The following is a 24,240-nucleotide window of genomic DNA, read 5'->3' on the forward strand; positions in this document are numbered from 1 at the left end:
GACGCTCATGTCGTCATCGATATCACCCACCGAACCCAATCGTTCGATCACGCTGGCTTCAGAACGGCTGCGCGAGCTTATTGCCTCGATCCATCCGAGCCGTTTTGCCGCGTGTCTCGATCCGCTGCTGTCGCCCGCCACATTACTCCGACTGCAGCAGAGTTCCAGGTTGCAGCCAAGGCTGGCCGAGCTGCTGCTCGGCAGCGACGTGGATGTGAGCGGAGCTGGCTGGAACGACGACCTTCTGCTCGGGCATGATCCGCGTCGGGCTGCGCTGCTCGCCGGCGGTATCTGGCATGCTCATTCCGTCCTGAAGCTGGTTTCAAAGCGCGATCTTTCGATCTTGGTCGAGATGATCGGTGCCGAAGCGCATGCCTTCGCCATCCGGCATTTACCCAGTGCGGTTGCAACAGCACTCATTGCCGATCCGGAACACCTGTCGCGACAGATTGAACGCGATGGACATGCCTGTCTGGGCGCCTGGCTCGACCGGGCTCCAGCGATTGAGCGTATCCGCGTGCTTCTACGCTTGCCTCGTGGGACGGCCGCGGACAATCCGGCGGCTGAGCACCATCGTGCTTCAGGCCCGCTGCTTTCCTTGGTTGTGGCCCATTTGGGGACGGAGGCTGCCACGGTATGACAGTCGACTTCCCAGCATTGCCTGTGGCCCCACAGATCCGTCCGCTTGGGCCCCTGATCCCGGCAGCCGAGCTCGAGATCTGGCATGACGCCGTGCACGCGCGGGCCACTGCTGAGCGGCATCTGCAGCGTGTTCGCGGCTGGGGACGCAAAGCTTTTGAGCGGGAACGGGCGCGCGGCCATGCGGAGGGGGTAAAAACGGGCGCAGAGGAAATCGCACGCCTGATTGCGCAGGCTGCTTGCGAACTCGCGCAGCGAAAGGCCGTTCTGGAACAAGAATTGCCCGAGCTGGTCATCGAGATCGTGCGAGATTTGCTCGGCGCCTTTGATCCGGGCGAGATGCTGGTGCGCAGCGTTCGTCACGCGATTGAGCAAAAGTACAAGAACACGGAAGTCTGCCTTCACGTGTCCCCCCTGAAAGCCGATCTGCTTGCCAATGAATTCGCAGCCTACAACGGACAGGAGGGCCGGCCCAAGGTCAGGATCGAGCCGGATCCGGCGCTCACGGCGGACCAATGTGTCTTGTGGAGCGAGTTTGGCAATGTCGATCTCGGACTTGCCGCGCAGCTCCGTGCGCTTCGTGTGGGGTTTGGCTTGCCGTTGCAGGAAGGTGGACCGTGACCGCGCAACGATCGACCCATGGTGCTGCGGCTGAAGAAGAGGCTGTCCACGCCGCACTGTCTTCCCTGAGATCTTCCGCCAAGCATATCGACACGCGTGCCGTCCGCGGCCGGATCACGAAGGCTATCGGTACGCTGCTCCATGCCGTCTTGCCGGAAGCCCGGGTTGGGGAGCTATGCCTGCTGCAGGACCCCCGCAGCGGGTGGTCGCTCGAGGCGGAGGTGATCGGCTTGTTGCCGGACGGGGTGTTGCTCACACCGATCGGTGACATGGTCGGCTTGTCCAACCGTGCCGAGGTCGTCACGACTGGGCGAATGCAGGAAGTTCCGGTCGGCCCCGATTTGCTCGGCCGCGTGATCGACAGTTTCGGTCGTCCACTCGATGGTAAGGGGCCAATAAAGGCTGGCGAAGTGCGCCCGCTGCGCGGCAAGGCGCCCAACCCCATGAAACGGCGAGGTATCGAGCAGCCTTTCCCACTCGGCGTTCGTGTCCTGGATGGGCTTCTGACATGTGGTGAAGGCCAGCGGATCGGAATCTATGGGGACGCCGGTTGCGGCAAGTCGACGCTGATGTCGCAAATCGTCAAAGGCGCAGCCGCCGACGTCACGATTGTCGCGCTGATCGGCGAACGTGGCAGAGAGGTACGTGAATTCATCGAACGTCATCTTGGCGAGGCACTCCGCCGTTCGGTCGTCGTCGTGGAAACCTCCGACCGTTCGGCGATGGAGCGGGCACAATGCGCCCATATGGCGACGGCGCTGGCCGAATACTTTCGTGATCAGGGGCTGCGCGTCGTTCTGATGATGGATTCCTTGACGCGCTTTAGTCGTGCGATGCGCGAGATCGGCCTTGCCGCGGGAGAGCCTCCGACCCGGCGCGGATTTCCGCCCTCCGTCTTTGCTCTGCTGCCGGGTCTGTTGGAGCGGGCCGGCATGGGCGAGCAGGGCTCCATCACGGCCTTTTATACCGTGCTAGTCGAAGGTGACGGCACGGGCGATCCAATCGCCGAAGAATCGCGCGGCATTCTCGACGGACACATCATTCTTTCGCGTGCGCTGGCTTCGCGGGAGCATTTTCCGGCCATCGACGTGCTGTCGAGCCGAAGCCGCGTCATGGATGCGGTCGTGTCTGTGCCGCATCGCAAGGCGGCATCCTTCTTTCGTGATCTGCTCTCGCGCTACGCCGAGGCCGAGTTTTTGATCAAGGTCGGCGAATATAAGCAAGGCGCTGATCCGCTGACCGACCGGGCGATCGCCTCGATTGAGGAGTTGCGGACGTTCCTGCGTCAAGGCCAGGACGAGGCGTGCAAATTTGAGGAGACGATCGCATGGATGTCACGTTTGACCGCCTGAACACCGCTCATGCGTCGAAATTGCGGGCGGTGAAGGACATGAGGGAGCGAAGCGCCCTTCGTGAACTGTCCGACATGGAAGCCAAGCGCCGCATCGCAGGTGAAGCCGTCGAACAGGCTTCCGAGCAGCTTGCCAATACCGAAAGACACCGCGCAAGGGTCGAAGCCGAGCTTTATCGGGAGATGTTATCGGCCGATGCGATATCGGTCAGCGAGCTCGAGCGCCGCCATCATCTTATCATTGGGCGGCTCACAGAGGATATCGCGGCGGCGCAGCTACTTCTTGACAAGGCGCACACCGCTCAGGATCAGGCCGAGGCGGCGGTCCGTGAGGCGCGGACGCTATGGGCCAAACGTTCCGCTGCGTGCCACAAATGGCAAGAGATCGAGCGTAATGTTGAGCGCATCACCAATGCTCATGTTGAAGCCGCGGCGGAAATCGAAGCCGATGATGAGGTGTTGCTTCGCTACCGCAGAGGCGCCCCTTTCCAAGCGGGAGGCGAGCCGAGCTGATGGCCAATTCTCCTTTGCCGGTGTGCTGCGATGGGCAGGCGCCGCCTGCGACACAGAGGCTGGGTGGGCCCGTACCATTCAGGCCACAGCTGACCCTATCTCGTGCTGTGGTCTCTTGGCTCAATGAGATCGCAGCTTTCCGCGGACCTCTGCAAAGCCGTTTCGGCGATAAGCCGCTATCGCTGCGCATGGTCAGGCTTGTCTGGCAGGTCGAGCCACCTGAGACATCGATGCTTGACTGCGTCTTTGACGCAGGCGGCGAAACGCTCGTCCTGTCCTTGCCCAGGTCGTTTGCCGAAGCGCTGATTGCGACGGTGCAGAATGGCCTGACCTTACCTTCCGAGCCAACGCGTTCGCTGGTCCTTGAACTCGCGCTAGACCCGTTGCTCTCTTCTCTGGAGCAGCTGACGCAGCGGCATTTGCAGCTTCTCCGCACCGATGAAGCGGCGAAATCAGGTCCATTCCTTGAGTTCGATGTCGCCTATGGGCCGCTCACGAGCAAGGTTCGCCTGCTCCTATTCTCGTCTCTTGACGGTCTGGTTCCGCCAGCTTTCGGCGTCCTAGGTGAATTGCTTGGCCGATTGCCGCGACAGACGCCTAAGCTTCGCCCTGAACTCCCTGTGATCGTTGCAGGCGAGGTTGGCTCGCTCCGCATTACAATCGGCCTTGTTCGTCAAGCCCAGCAAGGCGATGCGCTGCTGCCGGACGCAATTTACCTTGCTCGTGGCCAGATCATCCTCACTGCCGGCACTTTGTGGGCCCCTGCGGAGGTTGCCGGCGACCGACTGGTCCTGCGGGGACCATTCCGCTCGCAATCTCACCCCTCGAAAAGTGGACACATGACGACACAATCCCAAGCCCAGCAGCCTCCCTCCGAGGCCGATATCGACAGCCTCGAGATCACACTCGTATTCGAATGCGGCCGCTGGCCGATGCCGATTGGAACCTTGCGGAGCATCAACGAAGGCCATGTGTTCGAACTCGGCCGGTCGCTTGACGGCCCAGTTGATATCCTTGCCAACGGGCAGCGCATCGGCCGTGGCGATATCGTGCGGGTCGGCGACGAACTTGCCGTCAGATTACGTGGCAGGTTGGCGGTCAATGACTGAGATTCAACCCAGCATCCTCGCGCTTCTGGCGATCACGGTCGGTCTTGGCCTGCTCGCCTTCGCCGTCGTGACGACGACCGCCTTCATAAAGGTCTCCGTTGTGCTTTTCCTGGTGCGCAACGCGCTCGGGACTCAATCGATACCGCCCAATATCGTCCTGTATGGGGCGGCACTGATCCTGACCGTCTTCATCAGCGCGCCGGTGTTTGAGCAGACCTACAACCGCCTGACGGATCCGCAACTCCGCTACCAAACATTTGATGACTGGGTAACAGCCGCCAAGGAGGGGCAGGAGCCGCTGCGCGCGCATTTGAAGAAGTTCACCAATGAAGAGCAGCGCCGGTTTTTCCTGTCATCGACCGAACATGTCTGGTCGGAGGAGATGCGCGGCAGCGCCACGGCTGATGATTTTGTGATTCTTGTGCCGTCGTTCTTGATCTCGGAGCTCAAGCGCGGCTTCGAAATCGGCTTTCTTCTTTATCTTCCCTTTATCACCATCGACCTGATCGTCACGACGATTTTGATGGCCATGGGCATGTCGATGGTGTCGCCGACAGTGATATCTGTTCCCTTCAAGCTCTTTTTGTTCGTTACCATTGATGGCTGGTCACGTCTCATGCACGGGCTGGTTTTGAGCTACACGACGCCGGGAGGTTGATAATGAACGAAGCCAGCATCCTCAAGTACCTGAGCGAATCGCTCGTGCTTTTCATGATCTGGGTTCTGCCGCCGCTCCTGGCAGCCCTGATCTCGGGATTGATCATCGGCCTCATCCAGGCGGCAACCCAGCTCCAAGATCAAACCTTACCCCTGACGGTGAAGCTTCTCGTCGTCGTCGCCGTACTCGCCGGGTTCTCTCCGGTCCTCAGCGCTCCGCTCATCGAGCAGGCCGAACGCATTTTCAGCGAGTTTCCTGCACTCACCGCAAGATACTAGCAGGGCTTGGATGGCCGGCCTGTCACCCACAGATGCGCATGCCCTCGTCGAGGGCGGAATCGAACTTATCGCAGCAACCGGCCTGAGCGCGGCCCGCGCCTTGGGCATCATGCTTGTGCTTCCCGTCTTCACCCGGCCGCGCATCAGTGGCCTGATCCGCGGAAGTCTGACGATCGCGATCGGGCTACCGTGTCTGGCGCAGATCAAGCTGGGACTGGAGGCGCTAGATCCGAACACGCGTATGGTCAGCGTAACCATGCTCGGTTTGAAGGAGGTGTTCGTCGGCCTTCTGCTCGGTATCCTGCTCAGCATTCCCCTATGGAGCATCCAGGCAGTCGGCGACATCATCGATACGCAACGAGGAATCTCCAGCCAGGTCGCAGCAGAAGATCCTGCGACGCACAGCCAAGCGTCGGGGACCGGGCTTTTTCTCGGCGTCACTGCGGTCACGATCTTCGTTCTGGTCGGCGGCCTGCAGACCATGGTGAGCAGCCTTTATGGCAGCTATCTGATCTGGCCCGTGCATCAGTTCCTGCCTGCGGTGACGGCACTGGGAGCAATGGAATGCCTCGCTCTTCTCGATCATATCATGCTGACGACGCTATTGGTCGCCGGGCCGGTGCTGGCCCTGCTGCTGCTGATCGACGTGTCGGTCATGATGCTCGGCCGCTTTGCATCGCAACTCAAGCTGAACGATCTTTCGCCCACGATCAAGAATGTTGCCTTCGGTGTCATCATGGTCAGCTATACCGTCTACCTCCTCGAATACGCAGGAGCTGAAATCCTCACGCCGAACAACGTGCTCGAGTCCTTCAAGAAGCTCTTGAAATGAGCGGCACGAGCGAGGAGAAGAAGCTTCCCCCGACCCCCAAGAAGCTGCGCGATGCGCGCAAGAAAGGGCAGAGCGCGCGCAGCTCCGATCTGGTGAGCGGGGTCAGCGCGTGCGCCGGCTTTTCCTGTCTGTGGTGGAGAGCGGGTGCGATCGAAGACAAGTGGCATGAAACGGTCCAGCTGATCGACAAACTGCAGGAGCAGCCCTTCACGAGCGCGGTTCCGCAGGCGCTCAACGGGTTGCTGGAACTTTCGATGGCAACGGTCGGGCCTTTGCTCGCGGCTGCCGTCGCAGCAGCCCTTCTGGCCAATGTCGTGGCCAATGGCGGTTTCATGTTTGCGTTGGAGCCGCTCAAACCGAAGCTTGAGAAACTGGATCCGATCAAAGGCTTGACGCGGCTTGCATCCAAACGTTCGGCCGTCGAGCTTGGCAAGACGCTGGTTAAGGTGGTGCTCCTCGGGACGTGCTTTTTCCTTACCGTGACCGCAAGCTGGAAGGCACTGGTGTATTTGCCGGTCTGTGGCATGGGCTGCCTCGGAATAGTCTTCACAGAGGTCAAGCTGCTGGCCGGGATTGCTGCCGGGGCGTTCCTCGTCGGCGGGTTGGCCGACCTTCTGATCCAGCGCTGGTTGTTCATGCAGGAGCTGCGCATGACCGAAACCGAGGCTAAGCGCGAGAACAAGGAGCAGCAAGGCAATCCGCAGGTGAAGAGTGAACGCAGGCGTCTGCGCCAAGTGTCGGCGAACGAGGCTCCGCTTGGCGTCAATCGCGCCAACTTGATACTAAGGGGGTCCGCAGCCTTGATTGGGCTGCGCTATGTTCGCGGCGAAACCGGCGTGCCGGTTCTGGTCTGTCGGGGTGAGGGCGAAGCTGCTTCCAAGTTGCTAGGCGAGGCGCGCGCGCTGCGCCTCAAGATAGTGGATGACGACGTCCTGACACATCAGCTGCTCGGCAAAGCAAGACTCGGCAACCCGGTTCCGTCGCAATATTTCGAGTCGGTCGCAAAAGCCCTTTACGCTGCCGGGCTGGTCTAGAGCGGTTTCCAGCGAGGTGGACGCCGGTTCGCGCGAAGGAAATGCGTCAAACAAGAATCTACAGCTCCGTTCCGATTCAATCGGAACGGAAAAGTCTCTAGACTAGACGGCTTTCGAGCGAAGTTGTGTAGTCGACCGTTAAGAAGCCGGATTGAGCTGAGCTGGACAGTTGAGCGTGCGCCAGAGCGAGACCAACAACAGGCGCAAAAGTTCTCTGAACCAGGCGAGGATGCGACGGAGGTTGTGTCCGACGGCGGAGAGAACGACGTTGGCGGCATCGCCGGCGCGGCCCTTGAGGTAGCACCGGCCGAGGTGTCCTTCGGCTTTGAGGTGTCCGATGATGGGCTCAATGGCGGAGCGGCGGCGCAGCTCACGCTTGATGGCGCCGAAAACACCGCGCTTCTGGCCGGAGATGAAGACGCGGCGGGGATTTTGCGCGTCGTGGCCGCGGTAGCCCTTGTCGACGTAGGCCCGCTCGATCGCACAGCCGGTGAGTGTCTCGGTGCGGTCCATAACATCCCGCAACGTGTGACCGTCGTAAGGGTTGTCGGGCAGCGACCTGGCATGCAGCACGAACAGGCCACCGGGGGCGCGGCGATTGTTGGTGACGATGGAGGCCTTTACGCCGAACTCATAAGGTGCGGCGGCCTTGCCCTTGCCGATGCACTCCACCTCCGGGGCATGGAAAGAATAAAGCTTGAAACCGCGCTGGCGCTGCTGCTGCGAGCGGATCTGCGAGGCCCGGCCAAGCGGGAGGGCGAACGCCTCCTCCAGCGTCGCCTCGCCCTCGATCTTGCGGCGGATGTCGCGGATGATCCGCCCCAGCCGGCTGCGCAGGATACGCAGCTGCCGCTGATGCCGGTTGAACTGTTTGGCATGAGCGTAACGGCCCGCCATCATCGCCGCGCTTTTGGCCACGCGACAATAGGATTGCCGCAGCTTGACCCCGTGCTTCCTCGCCAGGCGGTTCAGCCCCCGGATCGCTGCATGCAGCAGTTTGGCGTCGGTCGGGAAGCTGATGGCCTTTGGTTGCACTGTGGTGTCGACCGTGACCCGCTTGAGGTCCTGGCTGCGTAACGCACCGGTCTCGTGCGCCACCCGAAGGCTCTCGGCCAACAACTGCTCCAGCTTGTCGCCGAGCCGCTTGCGCCAATGGCTCAGGTCCGAGCGCTCGTGCGGGAAAACGTGCCGGAAAAACTCTTCGCCGGTGAAGAACTGGAAGTACGGATCGTGCACCCAGCGCTCGCACACCCCCTCATCGGACAGCCCGTAAATGTGCTTGAGCAACAGCAGCCCGATCATGAAGCGGGTCTCGATCCCCGGCCTGCCGTTCTCGCTGTAGAGCGGGGCGATCTCGCCGTCGATCCAGTCCCAGTCGATCTTGCCGGCAAGCAGAACGAGCTCGTGCTTCATGTTGATGATCTGGTCCAGCCGTGCCCGGAACAGATCGTTCGATCCCGTCGTCTTGTGCTTCTTCGGCCGCATCATCCCTCCGGTGCACCACAGAAGCACGGTTCACAGCGGAGAGGAATCCACAAAACGAATTTGCAAGGTTTGCGGCCATCAAGCCTCAAATTCCTGCAATCTCAAACGCCGTCAAATCCCAAAAACAGACTCCCGCTCAATCGCTTACAGGCTTGTTCACAGGCGACTGTGTACCGGTTCGCGGAAGAAAGCGCGCCAGAACAAAAATCCGACCTGCGATTCAATCGGCACGGGAAATCGCTAGATCATTTTGATCAGGCGGCGGCGATGCAACGCCCATCACCGAGGAGGCTGTACGTCCCTCGTTGCCGCCGCGGGAGCTTCCGACGCGGCCCCATTGCTCTGTCCACCTTCTCCGTTGCTCTTGTTGCCCGGGCCAAACGTGCCATAGCTGGCAACCGGAATGGCGGCGCGATCGCCATTACTCGTCATGACCGAGCGATTGTCCAGTAAGTCGAGCGGATCGTTGACCATGACTGCCAGATTGCTTCTGGTCGAGCAGCCAAGCGTCGGGTCGAACGAATTATCGTTGACCGCAGGCCCGACGATGGAAAGCGACGGACAGACAGGAGGCTGGGCTTCAAATGTGATCGCCTCGATCCTTACCCCGAAACGGGAGGGCAGATCGAGAGGTGAGGCGGACAGGCGAATATTATAGGGGGCAACGCCCATGGCACGGGCCTCGTGGGCCACCTGTGCAATGAGCCGGGGCGTGCCGGTGACATCGACATGGAGTGCGTCCCGCCGGCCGCCACTTGCACTCGCAATGAAACTCCGCAGCCGGTGCCTTTCGGAGCCACGAAGGCTCTGTAGGAACAAAACACTGTTCTTCTGCTCCACTTGGATCGCCTGTTCAGCCGGCCCGGGACGGATCGAAGCACTGTTTGCGCATCCGCTCAATGTTGCCGCAACAACGATCAAATGGCACAAATGTCGCAACGTCATTTGACGATCCTCATTCGATGATAAATCCAGCGCTGCCGGTCAATCCTGGTGCGCTCGTGCGGGGCGCATCGCGGTCTTTTGGCGGCCGCGCCAGCGTGTTCGTCAAGATGCGGCCCGTGTCTGAGGGCGGTGCTATGCGGTCGGTCGGTGCACTCATCCGGGTCGGGTTCGATCCGGGCCGGACGATGTAAGGCGTGACAATAATAACCAGCTCGGTCTCGCGCTTTTGAAACGATGAGGAGCGAAACAGCGCGCCAAGGATCGGCACGTCGCCGAGCCAGGGAAACTCGCCAATGTCGTTGTTGAAGTTGCGCCTGATCAGTCCGCCGATGGCAAAGCTCTGACCGCTGGCGAGTTCGACCACGGTGCTAGCTCGTCGCGTCGAAAGCGCAGGGACTTCCATGCCATTGATCTTGACTTGGCCTTCGCTCGACAGTTCGCTGACTTCGGGCTTCACACGGACATTGATCTGATTATTGTTGAGCACTGTCGGGACGAATTCGAGGCTCACGCCGAACTGGCGGAATTGGACCGACACCTGCCGATTATCCTGCATCACAGGAATGGGGAATTCGCCGCCGGCCAGGAAACTCGCAGACTCGCCGGACATCGCCGTCAGATTCGGCTCAGCCAGGATCGAGGCGAGGTGCTCGCTGGCGAGCGCGTCGAGAACAGCGCTCAGATTGGTATTGCCCGCGCTGAATCCGATACCGATCGTGCCGCCGCCGTTCGCCGCGGCGGATCCGCCATCCTTGCCGCTGATAAGGAAAGCGCCGTTTGGGCTGGAGGCCGTGAAGTGGATATTGAGATCCTTGACGGCACTGCGGGACACTTCTGCGACCCGTACGCTGAGATTCACCTGCAGCGAGCCGGCCACCTGGATCTTGTTGACGACGAGCGCACCCGCCCCGAGAAACTGCTCGGTGACCTTCTTGGCTATCTCGACGACCTCGGCATTGGGCGCGGTACCGCTTAAGATCGCTCCGCGCGGGGTATAGCTAACCTGGATCGGATAGTCGCCGACCTCAGCTTTCAGCGCGGCGCGCAGATCCTCGATCGGCTGTGTGACGACAACGCGCAGCTCGGCGAGAGCTTCTCCGTTCTCATTGAGGGCGAACAGGCTGGTGCGTCCTGATTTCTTGCCAAACACGAAGATTGTCGTATTTGACGGCGCCTGATAATCCGCAATCGTCGGGTCGGCAACAAAGATGCTCGCCGCCGCAGCGGTCAGATGGATCGTCTTGCCCTGTGAGGAAATCAGGTTCAGCGTGCCGGAGGTGCTGCCGGGCGCGCTATGCGGCGGTTCTGCTTTGCCATCCCGCTTGGCTTGGGCTGCCGCAGCAAGCGGAAATAGCAGAGCAAGTCCGCACAGGACGTAGCAGAGGCGATGCAAAACGGCAGAGCGCGTCGCCCCAGCTACCATCGACGGCTCATCAGCGCGCGCAGCATTGTTATCGAAATTCAAGGGGTTATTGCTTTCAAGTTGAATCGGCTAAGCAGCCGACGCTGCGCCAATGAGTTCAAGGGTGTAACCGACGCCGCGCGCCGTCTTGATCCTGAGCGTCGCACCCGACTGGCTCAAATGCGTACGCAAGCGATAGATGCCGACTTCCAGCGCATTGGTCGAGACCTCGTCGTCGAACGCATAAAGGCTATCCTCCAGAGATGCGCGTGGCACGGTACGACCGGCACGGTTGAGCAAATGTTCGAGAATGCACACTTCGCGGCGGGCAATCCTCAGTATCCGACCGCCGACCGCGACTTGCCTCGCGATCGGATCGAAATGCAGATTGCCGAATGTCACGACCGGCGCCGTCATTTGCGTTGACCGCCGCAGAATGGCTCGCATGCGCGCGATGAGTTCTTCGGTCGACACGGGTTTGGGGAGGAAGTCGTCCGCACCCGCGTTAAAGATCGCAATCCGCCGCCCGAGGTCGTTGAGGCTGCTCATCATGATGGCCGGCATTGAATAACCCTCGCGCCGGAGCTGCTTCAGCCAGTCCAAGCCGTCTCCATCGGGCAAAACCAATTCGAGCAAAAGAATGTGGTAGTTCGCGCAATCCAGCGCGGCCGACGCCTCGTCCAGTGTGCGTGTCACGTCAACGGCAAACCCGCAATCGGGAAGTGCGTCCTTCACAGCACGGGCAAAGTCCGCATGATGATCAACCAGGAGAATTCGCATTTCATCGCCTCTCGTCCATCCGCGCCAAGACTTTAGGCGCGTCACGGTTGACCAAGAGGTTCGATGAAGCTGACCGGCGCCCGCTTCGACATGAGCGGCAATGTCCGGCGGCGAGGAAGCAGAGCATGGTGACGGGCTATCAATCCCGGTGAATTCCTTGTCACCGGGTTGGAAAGCGCGATGGACCGCCAGGGGCTGCATGCGCCGTCGTCGATGCCGAGCAGACCCCTTGGACCGGGAAGACTTTCGAAATCATTCACGAGGGCGAAAGCCGTCGCAGCAGTTTGACGCATCTGCGCGTCAATCGCGTCCGTGTTTGCACCTACTGCACAGCAGCCTTCGATCTTTATAGCGCTGGACCTCGCAATCGACATCGACACCCAAGCGCAGGAGCGAGCGGATGGAGTCGTGGTTGAATAGTCTAGTGAAATCGGCATTGGGAACTCCCCACTTTTCCCCAGTCCCGCGGTCAGTACTTGCTGTGCTGTCGAACCATGGTGTCGCGACAAGGCAAGCTGTTCCGCGTGAAGACAGTTTCACGCTACGCGTCCGGGCGATGTCTCCAGAGCTGCGTTGCGCGACGAATGAACGATGATGCGCCTCCGGGCTACTGAAAAAGCCTTTCCCAAGCCGGTGATAGACGCGCAGGACGCCGACGCTCCCAACTCTCGGTCGGGTCCGATGGGCGATCCCCTCGAAAGTAGCGAACGAGAGACGGAGGGGACTGCCGCATTTCTGGGCGATGGCCCATCTGGCTGATATTGCTATGCCAGTTGCATCGCTTCACTTGCGATGATCGACTGCAAAGTAATCCAAGCGGAAATTTGAGGCTGCGTGGTGCGCGGTCAGGCCAAGGCAAATGGAATCCGAGTTCTACTCGGCCGCTAAATGCTGCTCGGGCCGCAACAGGGGTGGCGCCGGCTTCTCTGTCCTGCACATAGACGTTACGGAGAACACGTCGTCCACAGCAGTGATCGACCCACGTGATGGGGCGGAGCGGAGCGTCGTAAAGTTTGAAAGACATTCGCAATTCTTGCTACCTGTCAGGAAGTTTTCGCGCGCGGGTTCGGTGTCGCGAAGCTGTCGGAAATCCTACAATCTGACGTCAGGTGAGGATCAAGTGTCTTTAATTACGAGTACCCTCCATCTTGTGCGCGTCTTGACTCGGTCGCGACACAGTTTGAACACTGTCATAGCCTCGTGGGTCGCTGTCGCTCTTGTGTTCTCGAAGGTTGTGAGCATTTCGCCTCTCCAAATTCTGCGAGGTGCAGCTTCAGCTGTTGCGATAGCGTGAGCTAGTTGTTCCCGCTGCGCGTTAGGGCAAGCCATAGCGCGCGCGAGCATGAGATTGCCCTGGTTGCCTCAAACGTGGCGATTGGCAGGCGGACTATGGCCGGCCGAGGTGGACTGATCTGACGCATAGCGCTTAACGTCGCGGGTGCAGACGCGCGGTTGCCAAATCGAATTGACTGGCAAAGGATTGAAGAGAGGGTCGACTGTCACACCACGTTCCTGAATGCTGCTCCAAAACTGCGGCCGACTATGGGGGCTTCGGGCGGGATCGGAAAAATCAATTGTTTTGATGGAACGCATTCAAGCGGCGGATAGGCGCGGCGCTCGCCGCCGCTTGCCTTCCATAGGTGATGCAGCTTTTAGCGCGCTGGCCATGCGGTCGCGTCCACCGATATTCCGGCTGAACGCGCCTCCTGCGTCACGCCAAGCCAGCCACTGGGTAGAGGCGCGGCTTTCACCGGCTCACGCCGCGAGCTCAGTGAGAAATGTGATCCCGGCGAGTTGGATCGATGTCAGCCGTGAGTACCGCCAGAGAATTAGTTGTAAGAGCGAGTTGAATGGGCTCCAGGCGTCGAGTTCGCTCGCAGCAGGACGGGGCCGATTGAACCGCTTGATAGCTCGATGCGCGGGCTGCCCAAGTTATTGTTCGTAAAGCCTGTCAGCGTTCTCCAACTCGTCCTTAAGCGGAGTGCCTTTGTGATTGAACATAAGCACACCGCTGCAGCGCGGAGCTCAGCAAATGCATTAATCAGCGCCATCGCGCTTGTACGGATTTGCCTCGCTGTCCGTCCGGTAATCGTCGAGGTTGCCGCCTAGAAACAATCGTTCGGTCTCTCGGGTTGGTGTTCTGCCCAGCGAGCACATCAGATCCACGTCCGCATCGATGTTGTCCTGGTCCTCAACGTTCATTCCAAGCCCGATACTGCTCAGCACGTCGTCGGGCGTCCAGACCGCGGACTTCGGGACGGTGTAGGTGTGCAGCGTGTTCGCATTGTTGGCGATCGCTCTCGCCCAGTGGTCGCGCGAAACAACCAGTTTTGAGGGATCCTCAACCAGCGACACAAAAGGAGATGCTGCTGTCTTGCCGCGCATATGCCATCCGGCCTGACGCGCCCGGTCCATAGTATATCGCTCCAGAGGATCTCCAACAGAAGAATGATCCCGAGCCGTGTTACGGATATGCGAGATTGCTCTCGTGTTTTCTTCCGTGCGCGGCTTGCAATCGTTGTCCTGAGTCTGAAAGCGCCGCAGTGTGACATATGACGACCCTGCTACGTCGTCGAATACGAGGTTCCGATCGACGGGAACTGCGGTCGCCGGCGACCAACGTGCTGATTGATGCGTGGCGAGGTCGATCTCGTTTCTGAGCGCTTCAAGCGTGGCGCCTGTCAGCGTCGCGGCAAGTTGAGCGCGCGCGCTGACAAATGATGTGGCTGGATAGGGGCCGGTTTCCGGGGGGCTCTCGCTCGGCGCGGTCGAGGACGTAGCAGTCGTATTATTTGCCGCCAAGGAGGCAGGGTAGACCGAGTTCAATTCATCTGGATCCAAATCATCTAGCTGCTGCTCAAAGCTTGCCTGATCGTCTGAGCTGTGTGCCGGTGTGCTGGTTTGTGCGCTTAGCTCGTCTGGCTGCCGGCCCGTCCGATGTGGCTGCCGCAGCACGTCCTGAAGCTCAAAGGGAGCGTCTGCAGCATTCCGTGGATCAATATTCATTTCTCTCTCCCCTCGAGTGCCGGCTATTAGTGTAGACTGTTGCAGGTGCAGCTTTCGAGAAGCTGACGGACCAGGCGGTGAGCCAGTGTCGGTTTGACGGTCACCGGCTGAATTCAGTTCAGTGAGGCGAGCGCTGAGCCAGGTGGAAGCGACGCTAATCGACGGATCACAAATCAGCGCTGCTTTGTGCGGTTTGCCATTTGTGACGAGGTCGAAATTGGGCCTTGAAGAGCTTTTTCATTCGCGACGCCAGATTCGCTTCCTTGTTGTCTGTCGTCTGAGTGGCAGGGAGCCCCAGGTATCAACGTGGACAAGCCGGCAGATGTGGCTGGTCCAAATGCTCGTTGGAAATCGTCCGTTACGCGCGTGGAACCGCATCGTCGCGATCGTTCGTCTCCATTGGATCAGCGTGACCGCTTGCCGTTTGTGGTTTCCGAGCGGCTGCTACTTGATCAAATCGTTCCAGCGATGTCGCACTTTAACAAACCTGACCTACGAGGTTGTGAGGTAGGGATAGCCGCCTCAACCACTTGCGCCTGGTTGCGACAGGTTGTTTTTCTCGCAGGCGCGCGTGCGCTTGATGTCTGGTTTCCACCAAACAGTTTGCGAGCACGGCATCTTGCCACGTGTGATCTGTGGTACTTATCGAGGGAGAAAAGCATATGAAGTCTATTGGCAAAGGGCTGGCGATCCTGCTGTCTTTGCTTTCGGCCATGAGTGTGAGCACGATGGCGAGAGCCGATGAGCCCTCGCCGAAATACACTGAGGTGCTCAATGCCCTGCAGGCCGGCAAGAACGTGAAGCTCATCCTGGACATGAGCCGCTGTGCTGCCGCGGAGGGTGGCAAGCCAGCTTCGGCGACACAGGCCGGCCTGGTCATCAATGCATTCAGGGTGACCCCGCAGAACGGCATCAGCTTCGCCAATGCGCACCAAACGGTGGACAGCTCCGGACATGCGGTGACCGAATACATTCGTCATAGCCTCAGCCGCGAAGGTAAGCTCACGGTGCGGGCCTCAAAGCTTGTCGTCGGGACCACCGAACTCGTGAACCAGGGCGAATTCATCTGTGAACTGCCGGATGGCGCAAAGTTCATCTGGTAAACGAAAGAACACAGGGACGGGGATGCGCTTGGAGACCTCGATCCTTTAACCGTGCAGGCATCTTCGCAAGCCACGACACGAATAATATCGATCATGAGAGACGGCCAGATTGTTTCTGGCCGTCTTTTCCGCAACGCTCATCGAGTTGCTCGAGCTTGTTGTAGTCGCTCAAGATACCGAGCGAATACCCGCCACGACAGCGGGGTCCCGGTCCTGAAGATAGCGAGATCGGAGCGAGCGGAGAAACGCTGTTCCGGCGTTGGCCGTTTGATGGCTCGTGGCCTTTTCTTCGCAGCTATTCGTGCGAAAATGCTCCCGGATGAACCACGTCAAGGAAAACCTGGCTGCACTGCACCTCCGAGCAGGAGTTGGCCCGCACGCTGAAATGTCCCCTCGTTCAAAGCCGCATGCTGAGCAACCACGAAGCTGTCGCACATCGCGCGCGCCAGATTGCTCGTCGTGTACAGCGAGTCAGTGCCGGCGAGACGGCTCGCGATCTTACAGACCTCGGCGCTTTGGAGCGCGGCGTTAGTCGCGGCGAGCCGCATCAGCGTCGCCGTATTCGGATTTACCGCGCCGTTGAGCGCCTCGTTCCACAGCTCCTCGGTAGCATCATAGAAGAAGGACCGCGCGGAACGCAGCATAGCCTCGGCTCTGGCCGCTTCCAGTTGGATGTAGCCCCGCTCTCCCATCACAGGCGCTCCGGTGATCGAGGCGCGGTTCCTGCTCATAGCGATCACCTCGTTCAGTGCGGAGCGCGCAATACCGACGCCAACGATCGCATGCGCCTGGGCGGCGAACGTCACTGATGGATAACGGTAGATTGGCCGGTCGATTGTCGGCGAGCCGCCGCGGATCAGGGTCCATTCCTCCGGCACGACGACATCTTCGATAACTAAGTCATGGCTGCCGGTTCCCTGCAGCCCAATGACGTCCCAATTGGGGCGGATAGTTACCTTTTCGGCCGGCACTACGGCTACACGCGGAAGATCGCCGATAGGGTCGTCTTCCACCCTGATGCCGACGCCAATCAAAGCCGCCCCGGGCGAGCCGCTGGCAAATGGCCACACGCCGTTCACGACAAATCCGCCGGCACTGCGTCTGGCGGACTGTAGCGGAAAAAGCGCAGCCGCGTACACCACATCGGGTCCATTCGCGTAGACTTTGGCGAGCGTTTCATCCGGAAGAGCAGCGAGATTGCAAGCCCCATCACCGAAGCTGGCGACCCAACCGGCCGAGCCATCTGCCTCGGAAATGCGCTCGATCAGCTGACAAAACGCGGCCGGCGTTTGCTCCTCGCCGCCGAAACGCTTGGCGACCATAGCTCGATAGACGCCAACTCGTTTAAAGCCATCGATTATGTCGCCTGGAATTTGTTGCGCGACCGCGAACGTGTTTCGACGGCTTCGGATCTCGGCGAGCAACGAGGAGAGGTTATCCCTGCTGACAGGCTCGACGTCGGCTTCTGACGGGATCATCTCTGGAGAAGCGTTCATAAATTCTCCTTGGTGCCTATACGGATGCTACTGCGCGCCATTGACGAAGAGTGGATACACTGGCGCATCGCAATGCGGCGGATTCGTCTTGAGGGCGCAATCATTGCACCATATGAGAATCGCAGTGCGAGATTGCACTTCTGCAGGTGACCGCAGCGCATGATCTGTCTGGTCCTCTCGAATCAGGAGCCGTCACCTTCGTGGCCAGGCTCACGGCCGATCAAGCCCGCGAACTCCTGCTGGCGGCCCAGCCGAGTGGCACGCATCTGCCATCTCCTCAGCAATCGGCGTGCCAATGAGATATCATCCGGCACCTTTGCTGAAGACGCGGAGACTACGTGATATGCGCTGAGCTTCCCGGCTCGATGTCCGACTTCTGGCATAGAACGTCGTCAAACGAACACGACAGGCGCAGCAGGACGAAAATTGGCTTCGACGGCGGCCCGTTCAAGATTCGACCGCTCGGAGGCCCAAGTGATCGGACATGACAAGCTGTCATTGCTTTTCGATTAAAATTCCGCAGCGGTATAGGCCAAAGCGATCGTCGATGGTATCTGTCCCGGATCACTAGCGACTGGGGGCTAAAATCTCTTTGGCTGTCCATGGCCAATTAACTAACCAACTGATTTCGTCGACATGGGTCAACGTCGGCTCAACACCCGGACGCATCTGACCCGTTATACCTGCATGCCGCAGGCCAATTGCCTGTGAGTCGTTTAACAATCGTTATCTGCCGGTCCTCTACCCTAAACCCGGGAATCGACATGTTAGGTCTATGCGCAGCGCCCGTTCTTCGCTGTGCTCGATCTCGAAAAATTGCGCGTTGCGGGGTCACCGGCAAGCAGGAGATCTCGATCTCTCCTTGCCGTGGAGGTACTGCGACAGGGAGACGTGTTGTTCGAGATCGAGCTCCTCATAAATGTTATAGCGCCGGGGGGCGCATTTCAGGTTCGACAGATGTGGACCCGGCCTCCAATCGAGACCTTTAATGCGAGCAACCGCCAAGCTGTTCCTGCAAAGACATTCAACCTAGCGTCAGAACCGTGAAAGTTAGCTGCCGAATGCGATGCACAAGGCGATTGAAATCGTTCAGCTTGAGCAGCTGTCCGAGGCGTCGAGCACCTCGTTCAGCCAAATTGTGGCCGATGAAAGAGAAGAACGCGGCCTCTGGGTAGGCTTTCGGCCGTGTAGGGCTGACCGTGGATTAAAAATCGTGTCATTGGGACATACTCGCTCGGCAGAAGACCCAGATTTTGGAGCGTGTCGATTACGGCAGGCGAAGCCTCTTGGGGGCCGTGCCTCCAATCGCGGGGGAACAACTCTCCGATTTCAGGCACTTGCCGTAGCGGCTGATGGCCCGACGCCTGCGCCGCAGACGGCGTTGGAGGGTTTGCCGCCGCCTTTCGCAATTCGAGCGACGCGGGCGGATCGAACCCGGGTAAAAGGGCGCCGTACGTATGCGCGACACCGGTCGGTGCCAAAAGCGCAGTGTCACCCGGTAAAGCGAACTTGGGGTGATGAATGAGTTGAACGTCGTCAGGTCCTTTCGGTCCCAACACAGCCGTGTAGCGCTCGCCGCTAATCTCATAGTTCATGATCGGATGTTCCGCATTAGGCAAGAAGTCCCACTTGCCCAGCGTAGATAGCATCATGTCGGGCGCCAGCTGGGTGCCATGGGAAAAGTCCTTGGGCACTGCGAATGAAACGTCGAAGGTGTCACCGGCAGCGGGAGACCGAAGATGGATAAGCTGAACATCATTGCGCCCTCCCGGTCCTAACACGGCCGTATAGCGCTCACCGGCAATGTCGTAGGTCTTTACCCGCTCTGCCGCGTCGGGCAACAGACCCCAGTGGCCAAGTTTGGTGAGCATCATATCCGGCGCGGACTGATTGCCGTGGGAGAAGTTGTCTGGAACGGCCCAGGAAGTATCAAAGCTTTCGCTGCCTGGGGGAGACCTCGTGGCGAGGGCAGCGCCGCCTTGGTCCATCATCCCTGCAAGGTACTCTTCAGAGGCAGGATTCTGCGGCCGCGAGCTCGGCTGTGAGGGGAGGACATCGGAAAACTCCTTCCCACGGACACTTTGCATCGGTGGGTGGTCAGGCGAGCCTACTTCCCGCCAAAACTCCGGTACAACAAGACGGTCCGCGGTCATGGAGCCCTCCCGATCCGCGGCATCGAAAAGATCTTCCTGGGCGAAGCTTTGCATAGGCGAGGCGACGACTGAACTTGGCGGCGGCCACAGTTCAGGGGCATCGAAAGTTGTGCCTGCCGGCGCGTCCTCTCGATTCACGGCATGGAAAAGCTCATTCTCGTCGACACTTTGCGGGTTAGAGTGGCCGGCGGAGCTCATTGTCGGCCAAAACGCCGATGCATCGTAGGGCATGGCTGGCAGCAGGCTCTCGCGAGCTGCGGCATCGAAAAGCTCTTCCTGAGCGAAACTTTGCACGGGCGAGGAAGCGGCATCGCGCGTTCCCTGCCAAAGCAGCGATGCATCGAAGCTGGAAGGCGTAAGCTCCCCGCTCCGCTCCGCGGCATCGAAAAGCATGTCCTGGGCTACACTTTGGATGGGAGAATAAGTGGCTAAACCCATTTCATGCCAATCCTGCGGAGCATTGAAACCGTCAGCCGCCAATGCGCTCCGATCCGCAGCGTTCCCAAAAGGTTGCCCCTCGAGAACCTGCAGCGGTGAATGGGCGGCTGGCTGTGTCGGCAGGCGCGAGCTGGCTGCCTGTCCTCCCAAATTGTTCGGCCCGATGATCGCGCGATAATTGCGGAGCCCGTTCAAGGCGCAGACAAATCTATCGTCACCCCGAAACAATGCGTTGGCATGACCGAGCAGCGCTTCGTCGCTGAGCTTAGCCATTGACAGGGGGCGCAGTGCTGCCGCTAGCTTCCGGAGACTGCTAGCATAATTTCCGGCCGTTTTCGCGTCGATTGCTCGACCGAAGCCTGCCTCAGCGGCCTCCCTGATGAGCCGTTCATCTTCCTTGGAAGGACGGTAATGTGTTGCGGTAGCGATGGCGTCAGGATCGCGGTAGCGGCTGACCATAAACAATGCTGGAGCGATGATTTTGTCCGTTGGCAGCAGCTTCTTGGCGTAAGCGAGCAACGTATCGTCATTGAGCTCAGCAATCGATTTACCTGACTGCTTCAGCAACTCGGCCAATTTGCGAAGTCGGCGATCATAAATGCTCACGGTGGTAGAACCCGGCGGTGGCCCTCGCTCGAGAGCAGCGCTGGACGCTGCCTGGATCAGGCGATCGTCTTCGTCAGAGACATTATAAAGCTCTCGGTGTGGATATATAGGGCCAGCCTGACCCGCTTCTCCCAAGTGCTGCTCAAATTCGGCTTGCTGCCGTTGCGGTTGCTCCACCGTTGCTTCGGACGCAGCGGGTCCGGTATCGGCTGGGTTGATATTGTTGAATCGGTCCATGCTCTCGTCTGCTGGTGTCGCCCTCGTGTTCTCTCGCTAGTACCCTCAGCTTTCCAAAACCTGACGTGGGCTCGCCAAATGTAGGAATCAATGGGAGTCTGCAAATGCCTTCTCCGAGGTGCTGCTGCGTGGTCGTGCCCTCAAGATAAAGTTGGCGACAAAGAGGGGAGGAGCACGGCAATTGGCCAACGCACTTGCCTCCTAGAAGAGCAAGTGCACAATGTTGGAGTTGATTTCTATTGCCGCCAGCCACGATGTGTAGGTCGAGATCATTCATGATGATGGACAGAACGAGTTCGTCGGATGCACGGCAATCCCAAATCGCACGGCTTGTGGGAACTGACGGCACCCGCGCCGCCGAATACGGGTCCTCTTGTAGGCGATGCGAGAGCTGATGTCGCCGTGATCGGCGGTGGATACACCGGTCTCTCTGCAGCCATTCACCTCGCGAAGGCTGGCGCGCGCGCCGTCGTGCTGGAGGCATACGAAATTGGGTTCGGTGGTTCTGGGCGCAACGTTGGGCTCGTCAATGCGGGCATGGGGGTCATGCCCGACACGACTCTCGGGTACGCTTGGCCCTTCCGTTTGGCGAACGGCTCATCGAATTGCTAGGTGGAGCACCGCAAGAGGTTTTTGAACTGATCGAGAGAGATGTGGTCGACTGCGAAGTTGAGCGCGCGGGGACCCTGCATTGCGCGGTCGGCCATAGGGGCTTGCAGGAAATCCAGATACGTGCCGAGCAGTGGCAAAAGCGCGGTGCTCCGGTCGTCGTGCTTAACGCGGAGGAGACCCGCAGAAAGATTGGCGGAGGCAACTATACTGGCGCGATGCTAGACAAGCGCGCCGGTACAATACAGCCGCTGGCCTATGCGCGGGGTTTGGCGCGCCTTGCGCTTGCAGCGGGCGCGAGGATATTCACTCGGACTGAGATTCTCACAGTCAGCGACATGGGTTTGTGCTGGAGGTCGGCACGGCAATGGGATCCGTACGTGCTGAGTGGGTGGTGGGTGGTCGTCGCCACCGACGCTTACGGAAACAGACCTCGGTCGCAGGTCCGTCTTCCTTACCTCAATTTGGCCACGCGGCCGTTGTCAGATCGTCTCAGGACCTCAATCTTGCCCGAACGGCAGGGAGCATGGGACACCAGCGCGGTCCTTTCCTCGTTTCGCTTCGATCGGTCGGGCCGTCTGGTGTTCGGCAGCGTTGGCGCTTTACAGGATATCGGTGCCTTGGTTCACCGAGCCTGGGCGATCAGATCGCTTCGCAGGCTGTTTCCGCAGCTCGATGAGCTTGAGTTCGAAACCGGTTGGTTCGGGATGATCGGCATGACTTCGACCACCTGCCGCGCTTTCACAAGCTCGACCGTAACCTCGTCTCCTTCGACGGCTATAACGGACGCGGGATTGCACCCGGCACCGTCTTCGGCCGTGTGTTGGCGTCCTACGTCCTCGGCCACCTTGCAGAAAAGGATCTACCACTTCCAGCGGCGCCTGTTGAACATCGGCGGTTTCGTGCCGCCCGTGAGGCCCTCTACAGAGCAGGCTCCCAACTGGTTCACCTCGCTGGAGCGCGTCTCTGATCCACCTAGTGGCAGTTGTATATCCGATCAAGGCGAGTTTCCTCGTTGGTATGGCCATTTCCGGCATGTAGCGATCTACGTGAATTCTTGACATCCGCAGCCGCGCCGTCAAGCTTGTTGGTCGGCGTCCATACGCCGTCCTGACGTCTGCGAATTGGCAAACTCGCACCTCCTGCAGAGCAGAAAACCAGCCATTCCGTTCATGCGATCGACGACTTCGCGAAAGATTGTTCCTTCAAAGAGATGTTCGTACTCGTCGCGCAAAAGATTGCCCAAGACATGACGCCGCTCGAAATCCATGCAGCACAGAGTAACATCGCCGTTTGGAAGAAGGATATTGCGATATTGTTGTTTGCCAAGACATGTCAAGGCTCCGATGACCGGCCGTCGTGGTTTGATGATATCCGGATCGAGACGTCCTCGCGTGCTGCTCAGTGGCCGCAAGCGCTCAAGCTTTTTAGCGGGAATGATGTCGGCGAGAGCGGGATGGATTGTGCCCAGCACGACGAATCGAATTGAGGGAATGTCCGCCTCGAGAAGTTGGCCCATGACGTTGAGATAGGACTTTCCAACGAGGCGTCTGTTCATATAACTGCCGTCATCAGGAACATGGACGACGAAAGCCCTAAATTGGAGCATTTGCAAGCGCCGGACGTCACTCCCGTTCATCCCGACAAGGGTCGTGAAAATTCGGATGTCATGGCCGCGTGTGTAAGCATGCTCAACCATGCTGGTGCACGACGGATGCAGCCAAGGCTCCGAGTAGCCGGCAAAACTGATGTCGGTAGCCGTGGGCACGCGTGTCAAACATCGCTCGAAATCGTGCAGGCCAAGATGCTTCGCTAGAGACACAGGTCTTTGACGATCGGCGAACTTGTCCTGGGAGCAATATGAACATCTGACGATGCATCCTGCGGTCGTGGTTATCTCCAACACCCTGCGACCAGGATTGACGGCGCGTAAGCTTTGTAACACCATGGGATATGCCATCATTCTGTCTGGTCCTTTCAGGTGCCGGAGAATTGGAGAAAGAGCGCAGCATTTGGTGCGCAGCGGCTTGCCTTGCTTCTCACGGATTGCAAATCCAGGATAGGTCGTTTGGCGAAACGACCTAGATCAAGATCCTGCCTCAACGCTAACAACGCGCTGAGTTCGATAATGCTCAACCAAGGTGGGGCTGATCTGGCGCGTCAACTCCTCCTCTCCGCCACGACCGCCACTTGGTACCGTTGGCCGTCATTGGCATCATAGTTGCTGGACTCGGTAACCTCGGTGGGGACGCTTACGCAATCCTGGCGAAGCGGAACGAGCATCTGGCCCGCCCGCCCCATCGGGACTTCGTATTTCCTCTTGACGGGCGGCGCGGACCCGAGGCCCTCTTTTTTATGTCAGGCGGAGCGATAGCCCTCCCGAATGGCCCCGACGATGTGAACGTGATGGCGCGGACGATCAATCATCGCAGCCCTCGACGGCAGTCGTCCGCGAGAGCTCCCCGTCCCGCCCAAATGCAAGTTGCTGGTCAGGATGATGGATGAAGCAGCCTTGTTGCATACCGATGAACAAACTAGCTGTTCCCGGGCGGTAACCGTTTTCGTGGGCAGGATCAGCGCGGGCGGTGGTCACCGCACGATCCAGCGCCAAGCAAGTAATTGAGTGCGGCCGTTAGGAGCTGAAGACTTCGCATTTTGGCCTCTTAAAGAAGGGGGGAGCTGCGGTCGCATTGCGTCCTGTTTGATAGCTTGAGCAGCCACTAGCTGGAGCATTAGGCACCGCTTACGTAGCGCGGATGGTTCTCATCGCCCCACTGGAGCGGACGGAGTTAGGAAGTCAATACGATACTTACCTGCCGGAAATGGTAGGGGTGACTGTCCGGTTTTTGCGATACTCTGCTGGAGCAGCGACCCGCTCGCAACCGGCACGCCACGGCAGCTCGAAACTATCGATCGCGATCTGTGGATCCCTCATCTCTTGAGAG

General features: G+C 59.4%; 18 protein-coding genes and 1 pseudogene. 11 read left to right on the forward strand and 8 right to left on the reverse strand.

Annotated features, from left to right (window positions below; all coding sequences use genetic code 11):
• Positions 1 to 7: 7 nt before the first annotated feature.
• From ACVMDN_RS02335 to ACVMDN_RS02375, 9 genes are all read left to right on the forward strand, one after another.
• The gene (locus ACVMDN_RS02335) at positions 8 to 640 is read left to right on the forward strand and encodes a nodulation protein NolU (RefSeq protein ID WP_081334766.1); all 633 of its coding nucleotides are present in this window, start codon (positions 8 to 10) and stop codon (positions 638 to 640) included.
• Positions 637 to 1,260: a type III secretion system stator protein SctL gene (gene sctL / locus ACVMDN_RS02340; RefSeq protein WP_253588029.1), complete on the forward strand. Its 624-nt coding sequence runs from the start codon at positions 637 to 639 to the stop codon at positions 1,258 to 1,260. The genes ACVMDN_RS02335 and sctL overlap by 4 nt, the downstream gene beginning before the upstream one ends.
• Entirely contained in the window at positions 1,257 to 2,612 is a 1,356-nt protein-coding gene (sctN, locus tag ACVMDN_RS02345) for a type III secretion system ATPase SctN (protein WP_092087175.1), read from the forward strand. The genes sctL and sctN overlap by 4 nt, the downstream gene beginning before the upstream one ends.
• Entirely contained in the window at positions 2,588 to 3,124 is a 537-nt protein-coding gene (locus ACVMDN_RS02350; protein ID WP_253588028.1) for a hypothetical protein, read from the forward strand. The genes sctN and ACVMDN_RS02350 overlap by 25 nt, the downstream gene beginning before the upstream one ends.
• A 107-nt stretch (positions 3,125 to 3,231) precedes the next feature.
• Positions 3,232 to 4,233, forward strand: a complete 1,002-nt coding sequence (sctQ, locus tag ACVMDN_RS02355) for a type III secretion system cytoplasmic ring protein SctQ (RefSeq protein WP_081334767.1) — start codon at positions 3,232 to 3,234, stop codon at positions 4,231 to 4,233.
• Positions 4,226 to 4,891: a type III secretion system export apparatus subunit SctR gene (gene sctR, locus ACVMDN_RS02360; protein ID WP_028343882.1), complete on the forward strand. Its 666-nt coding sequence runs from the start codon at positions 4,226 to 4,228 to the stop codon at positions 4,889 to 4,891. Before sctQ ends, sctR begins: the two co-directional genes overlap by 8 nt.
• Before the next feature lie 2 nt (positions 4,892 to 4,893).
• Positions 4,894 to 5,169 carry an EscS/YscS/HrcS family type III secretion system export apparatus protein gene (locus tag ACVMDN_RS02365; protein WP_057018251.1) on the forward strand — a complete coding sequence of 92 codons (276 nt, stop codon included), beginning with the start codon at positions 4,894 to 4,896 and terminating at the stop codon, positions 5,167 to 5,169.
• Positions 5,170 to 5,179: 10 nt separating this feature from the next.
• Positions 5,180 to 6,001: a type III secretion system export apparatus subunit SctT gene (sctT, locus tag ACVMDN_RS02370; protein ID WP_069280054.1), complete on the forward strand. Its 822-nt coding sequence runs from the start codon at positions 5,180 to 5,182 to the stop codon at positions 5,999 to 6,001.
• Complete coding sequence (locus ACVMDN_RS02375; RefSeq protein ID WP_069280053.1) at positions 5,998 to 7,035, forward strand: EscU/YscU/HrcU family type III secretion system export apparatus switch protein; 1,038 nt, start codon at positions 5,998 to 6,000, stop codon at positions 7,033 to 7,035. Before sctT ends, ACVMDN_RS02375 begins: the two co-directional genes overlap by 4 nt.
• Positions 7,036 to 7,173: 138 nt before the next feature.
• On the opposite strand, the gene ACVMDN_RS02380 is transcribed toward ACVMDN_RS02375, so the two are convergent.
• From ACVMDN_RS02380 to ACVMDN_RS02400, 5 genes are all read right to left on the reverse strand, one after another.
• Entirely contained in the window at positions 7,174 to 8,520 is a 1,347-nt protein-coding gene (locus tag ACVMDN_RS02380) for an IS5 family transposase (RefSeq protein WP_069280586.1), read from the reverse strand.
• Positions 8,521 to 8,799: 279 nt separating this feature from the next.
• Positions 8,800 to 9,465 carry a CpaD family pilus assembly lipoprotein gene (locus tag ACVMDN_RS02385; RefSeq protein ID WP_069280052.1) on the reverse strand — a complete coding sequence of 222 codons (666 nt, stop codon included), beginning with the start codon at positions 9,463 to 9,465 and terminating at the stop codon, positions 8,800 to 8,802.
• Positions 9,466 to 9,475: 10 nt separating this feature from the next.
• Positions 9,476 to 10,888 carry a type II and III secretion system protein family protein gene (locus tag ACVMDN_RS02390; RefSeq protein WP_069280072.1) on the reverse strand — a complete coding sequence of 471 codons (1,413 nt, stop codon included), beginning with the start codon at positions 10,886 to 10,888 and terminating at the stop codon, positions 9,476 to 9,478.
• 69 nt (positions 10,889 to 10,957) lie between these two features.
• Positions 10,958 to 11,647, reverse strand: a complete 690-nt coding sequence (locus ACVMDN_RS02395) for a response regulator (protein WP_253588027.1) — start codon at positions 11,645 to 11,647, stop codon at positions 10,958 to 10,960.
• A 2,037-nt stretch (positions 11,648 to 13,684) separates the two neighbouring features.
• Positions 13,685 to 14,653: a hypothetical protein gene (locus tag ACVMDN_RS02400; protein WP_253588026.1), complete on the reverse strand. Its 969-nt coding sequence runs from the start codon at positions 14,651 to 14,653 to the stop codon at positions 13,685 to 13,687.
• A 662-nt stretch (positions 14,654 to 15,315) separates the two neighbouring features.
• Here ACVMDN_RS02400 and ACVMDN_RS02405 point away from each other — a divergent pair.
• Positions 15,316 to 15,756 (forward strand): VirK family protein, encoded by a 441-nt coding sequence (locus ACVMDN_RS02405; RefSeq protein ID WP_253588025.1) that lies wholly within the window; start codon positions 15,316 to 15,318, stop codon positions 15,754 to 15,756.
• A gap of 329 nt (positions 15,757 to 16,085) precedes the next feature.
• Here ACVMDN_RS02405 and ACVMDN_RS02410 read toward each other — a convergent pair whose 3' ends face one another.
• Both ACVMDN_RS02410 and ACVMDN_RS02415 read right to left on the reverse strand, forming a co-directional pair.
• Positions 16,086 to 17,252: an acyl-CoA dehydrogenase family protein gene (locus tag ACVMDN_RS02410; protein WP_253588024.1), complete on the reverse strand. Its 1,167-nt coding sequence runs from the start codon at positions 17,250 to 17,252 to the stop codon at positions 16,086 to 16,088.
• 1,127 nt (positions 17,253 to 18,379) lie between these two features.
• Positions 18,380 to 20,686, reverse strand: a complete 2,307-nt coding sequence (locus ACVMDN_RS02415; RefSeq protein WP_069280048.1) for a hypothetical protein — start codon at positions 20,684 to 20,686, stop codon at positions 18,380 to 18,382.
• Positions 20,687 to 20,989: 303 nt separating this feature from the next.
• Here ACVMDN_RS02415 and ACVMDN_RS02420 point away from each other — a divergent pair.
• Positions 20,990 to 22,356, forward strand: a pseudogene (locus ACVMDN_RS02420) (NAD(P)/FAD-dependent oxidoreductase).
• A gap of 17 nt (positions 22,357 to 22,373) precedes the next feature.
• Here ACVMDN_RS02420 and ACVMDN_RS02425 read toward each other — a convergent pair.
• A complete protein-coding gene (locus ACVMDN_RS02425) occupies positions 22,374 to 23,258 on the reverse strand; it encodes a radical SAM/SPASM domain-containing protein (RefSeq protein WP_253603952.1) in 885 nt (294 codons plus the stop codon).
• Positions 23,259 to 24,240: the final 982 nt, after the last annotated feature.

This window comes from Bradyrhizobium sp. USDA 4510, from assembly GCF_054059095.1.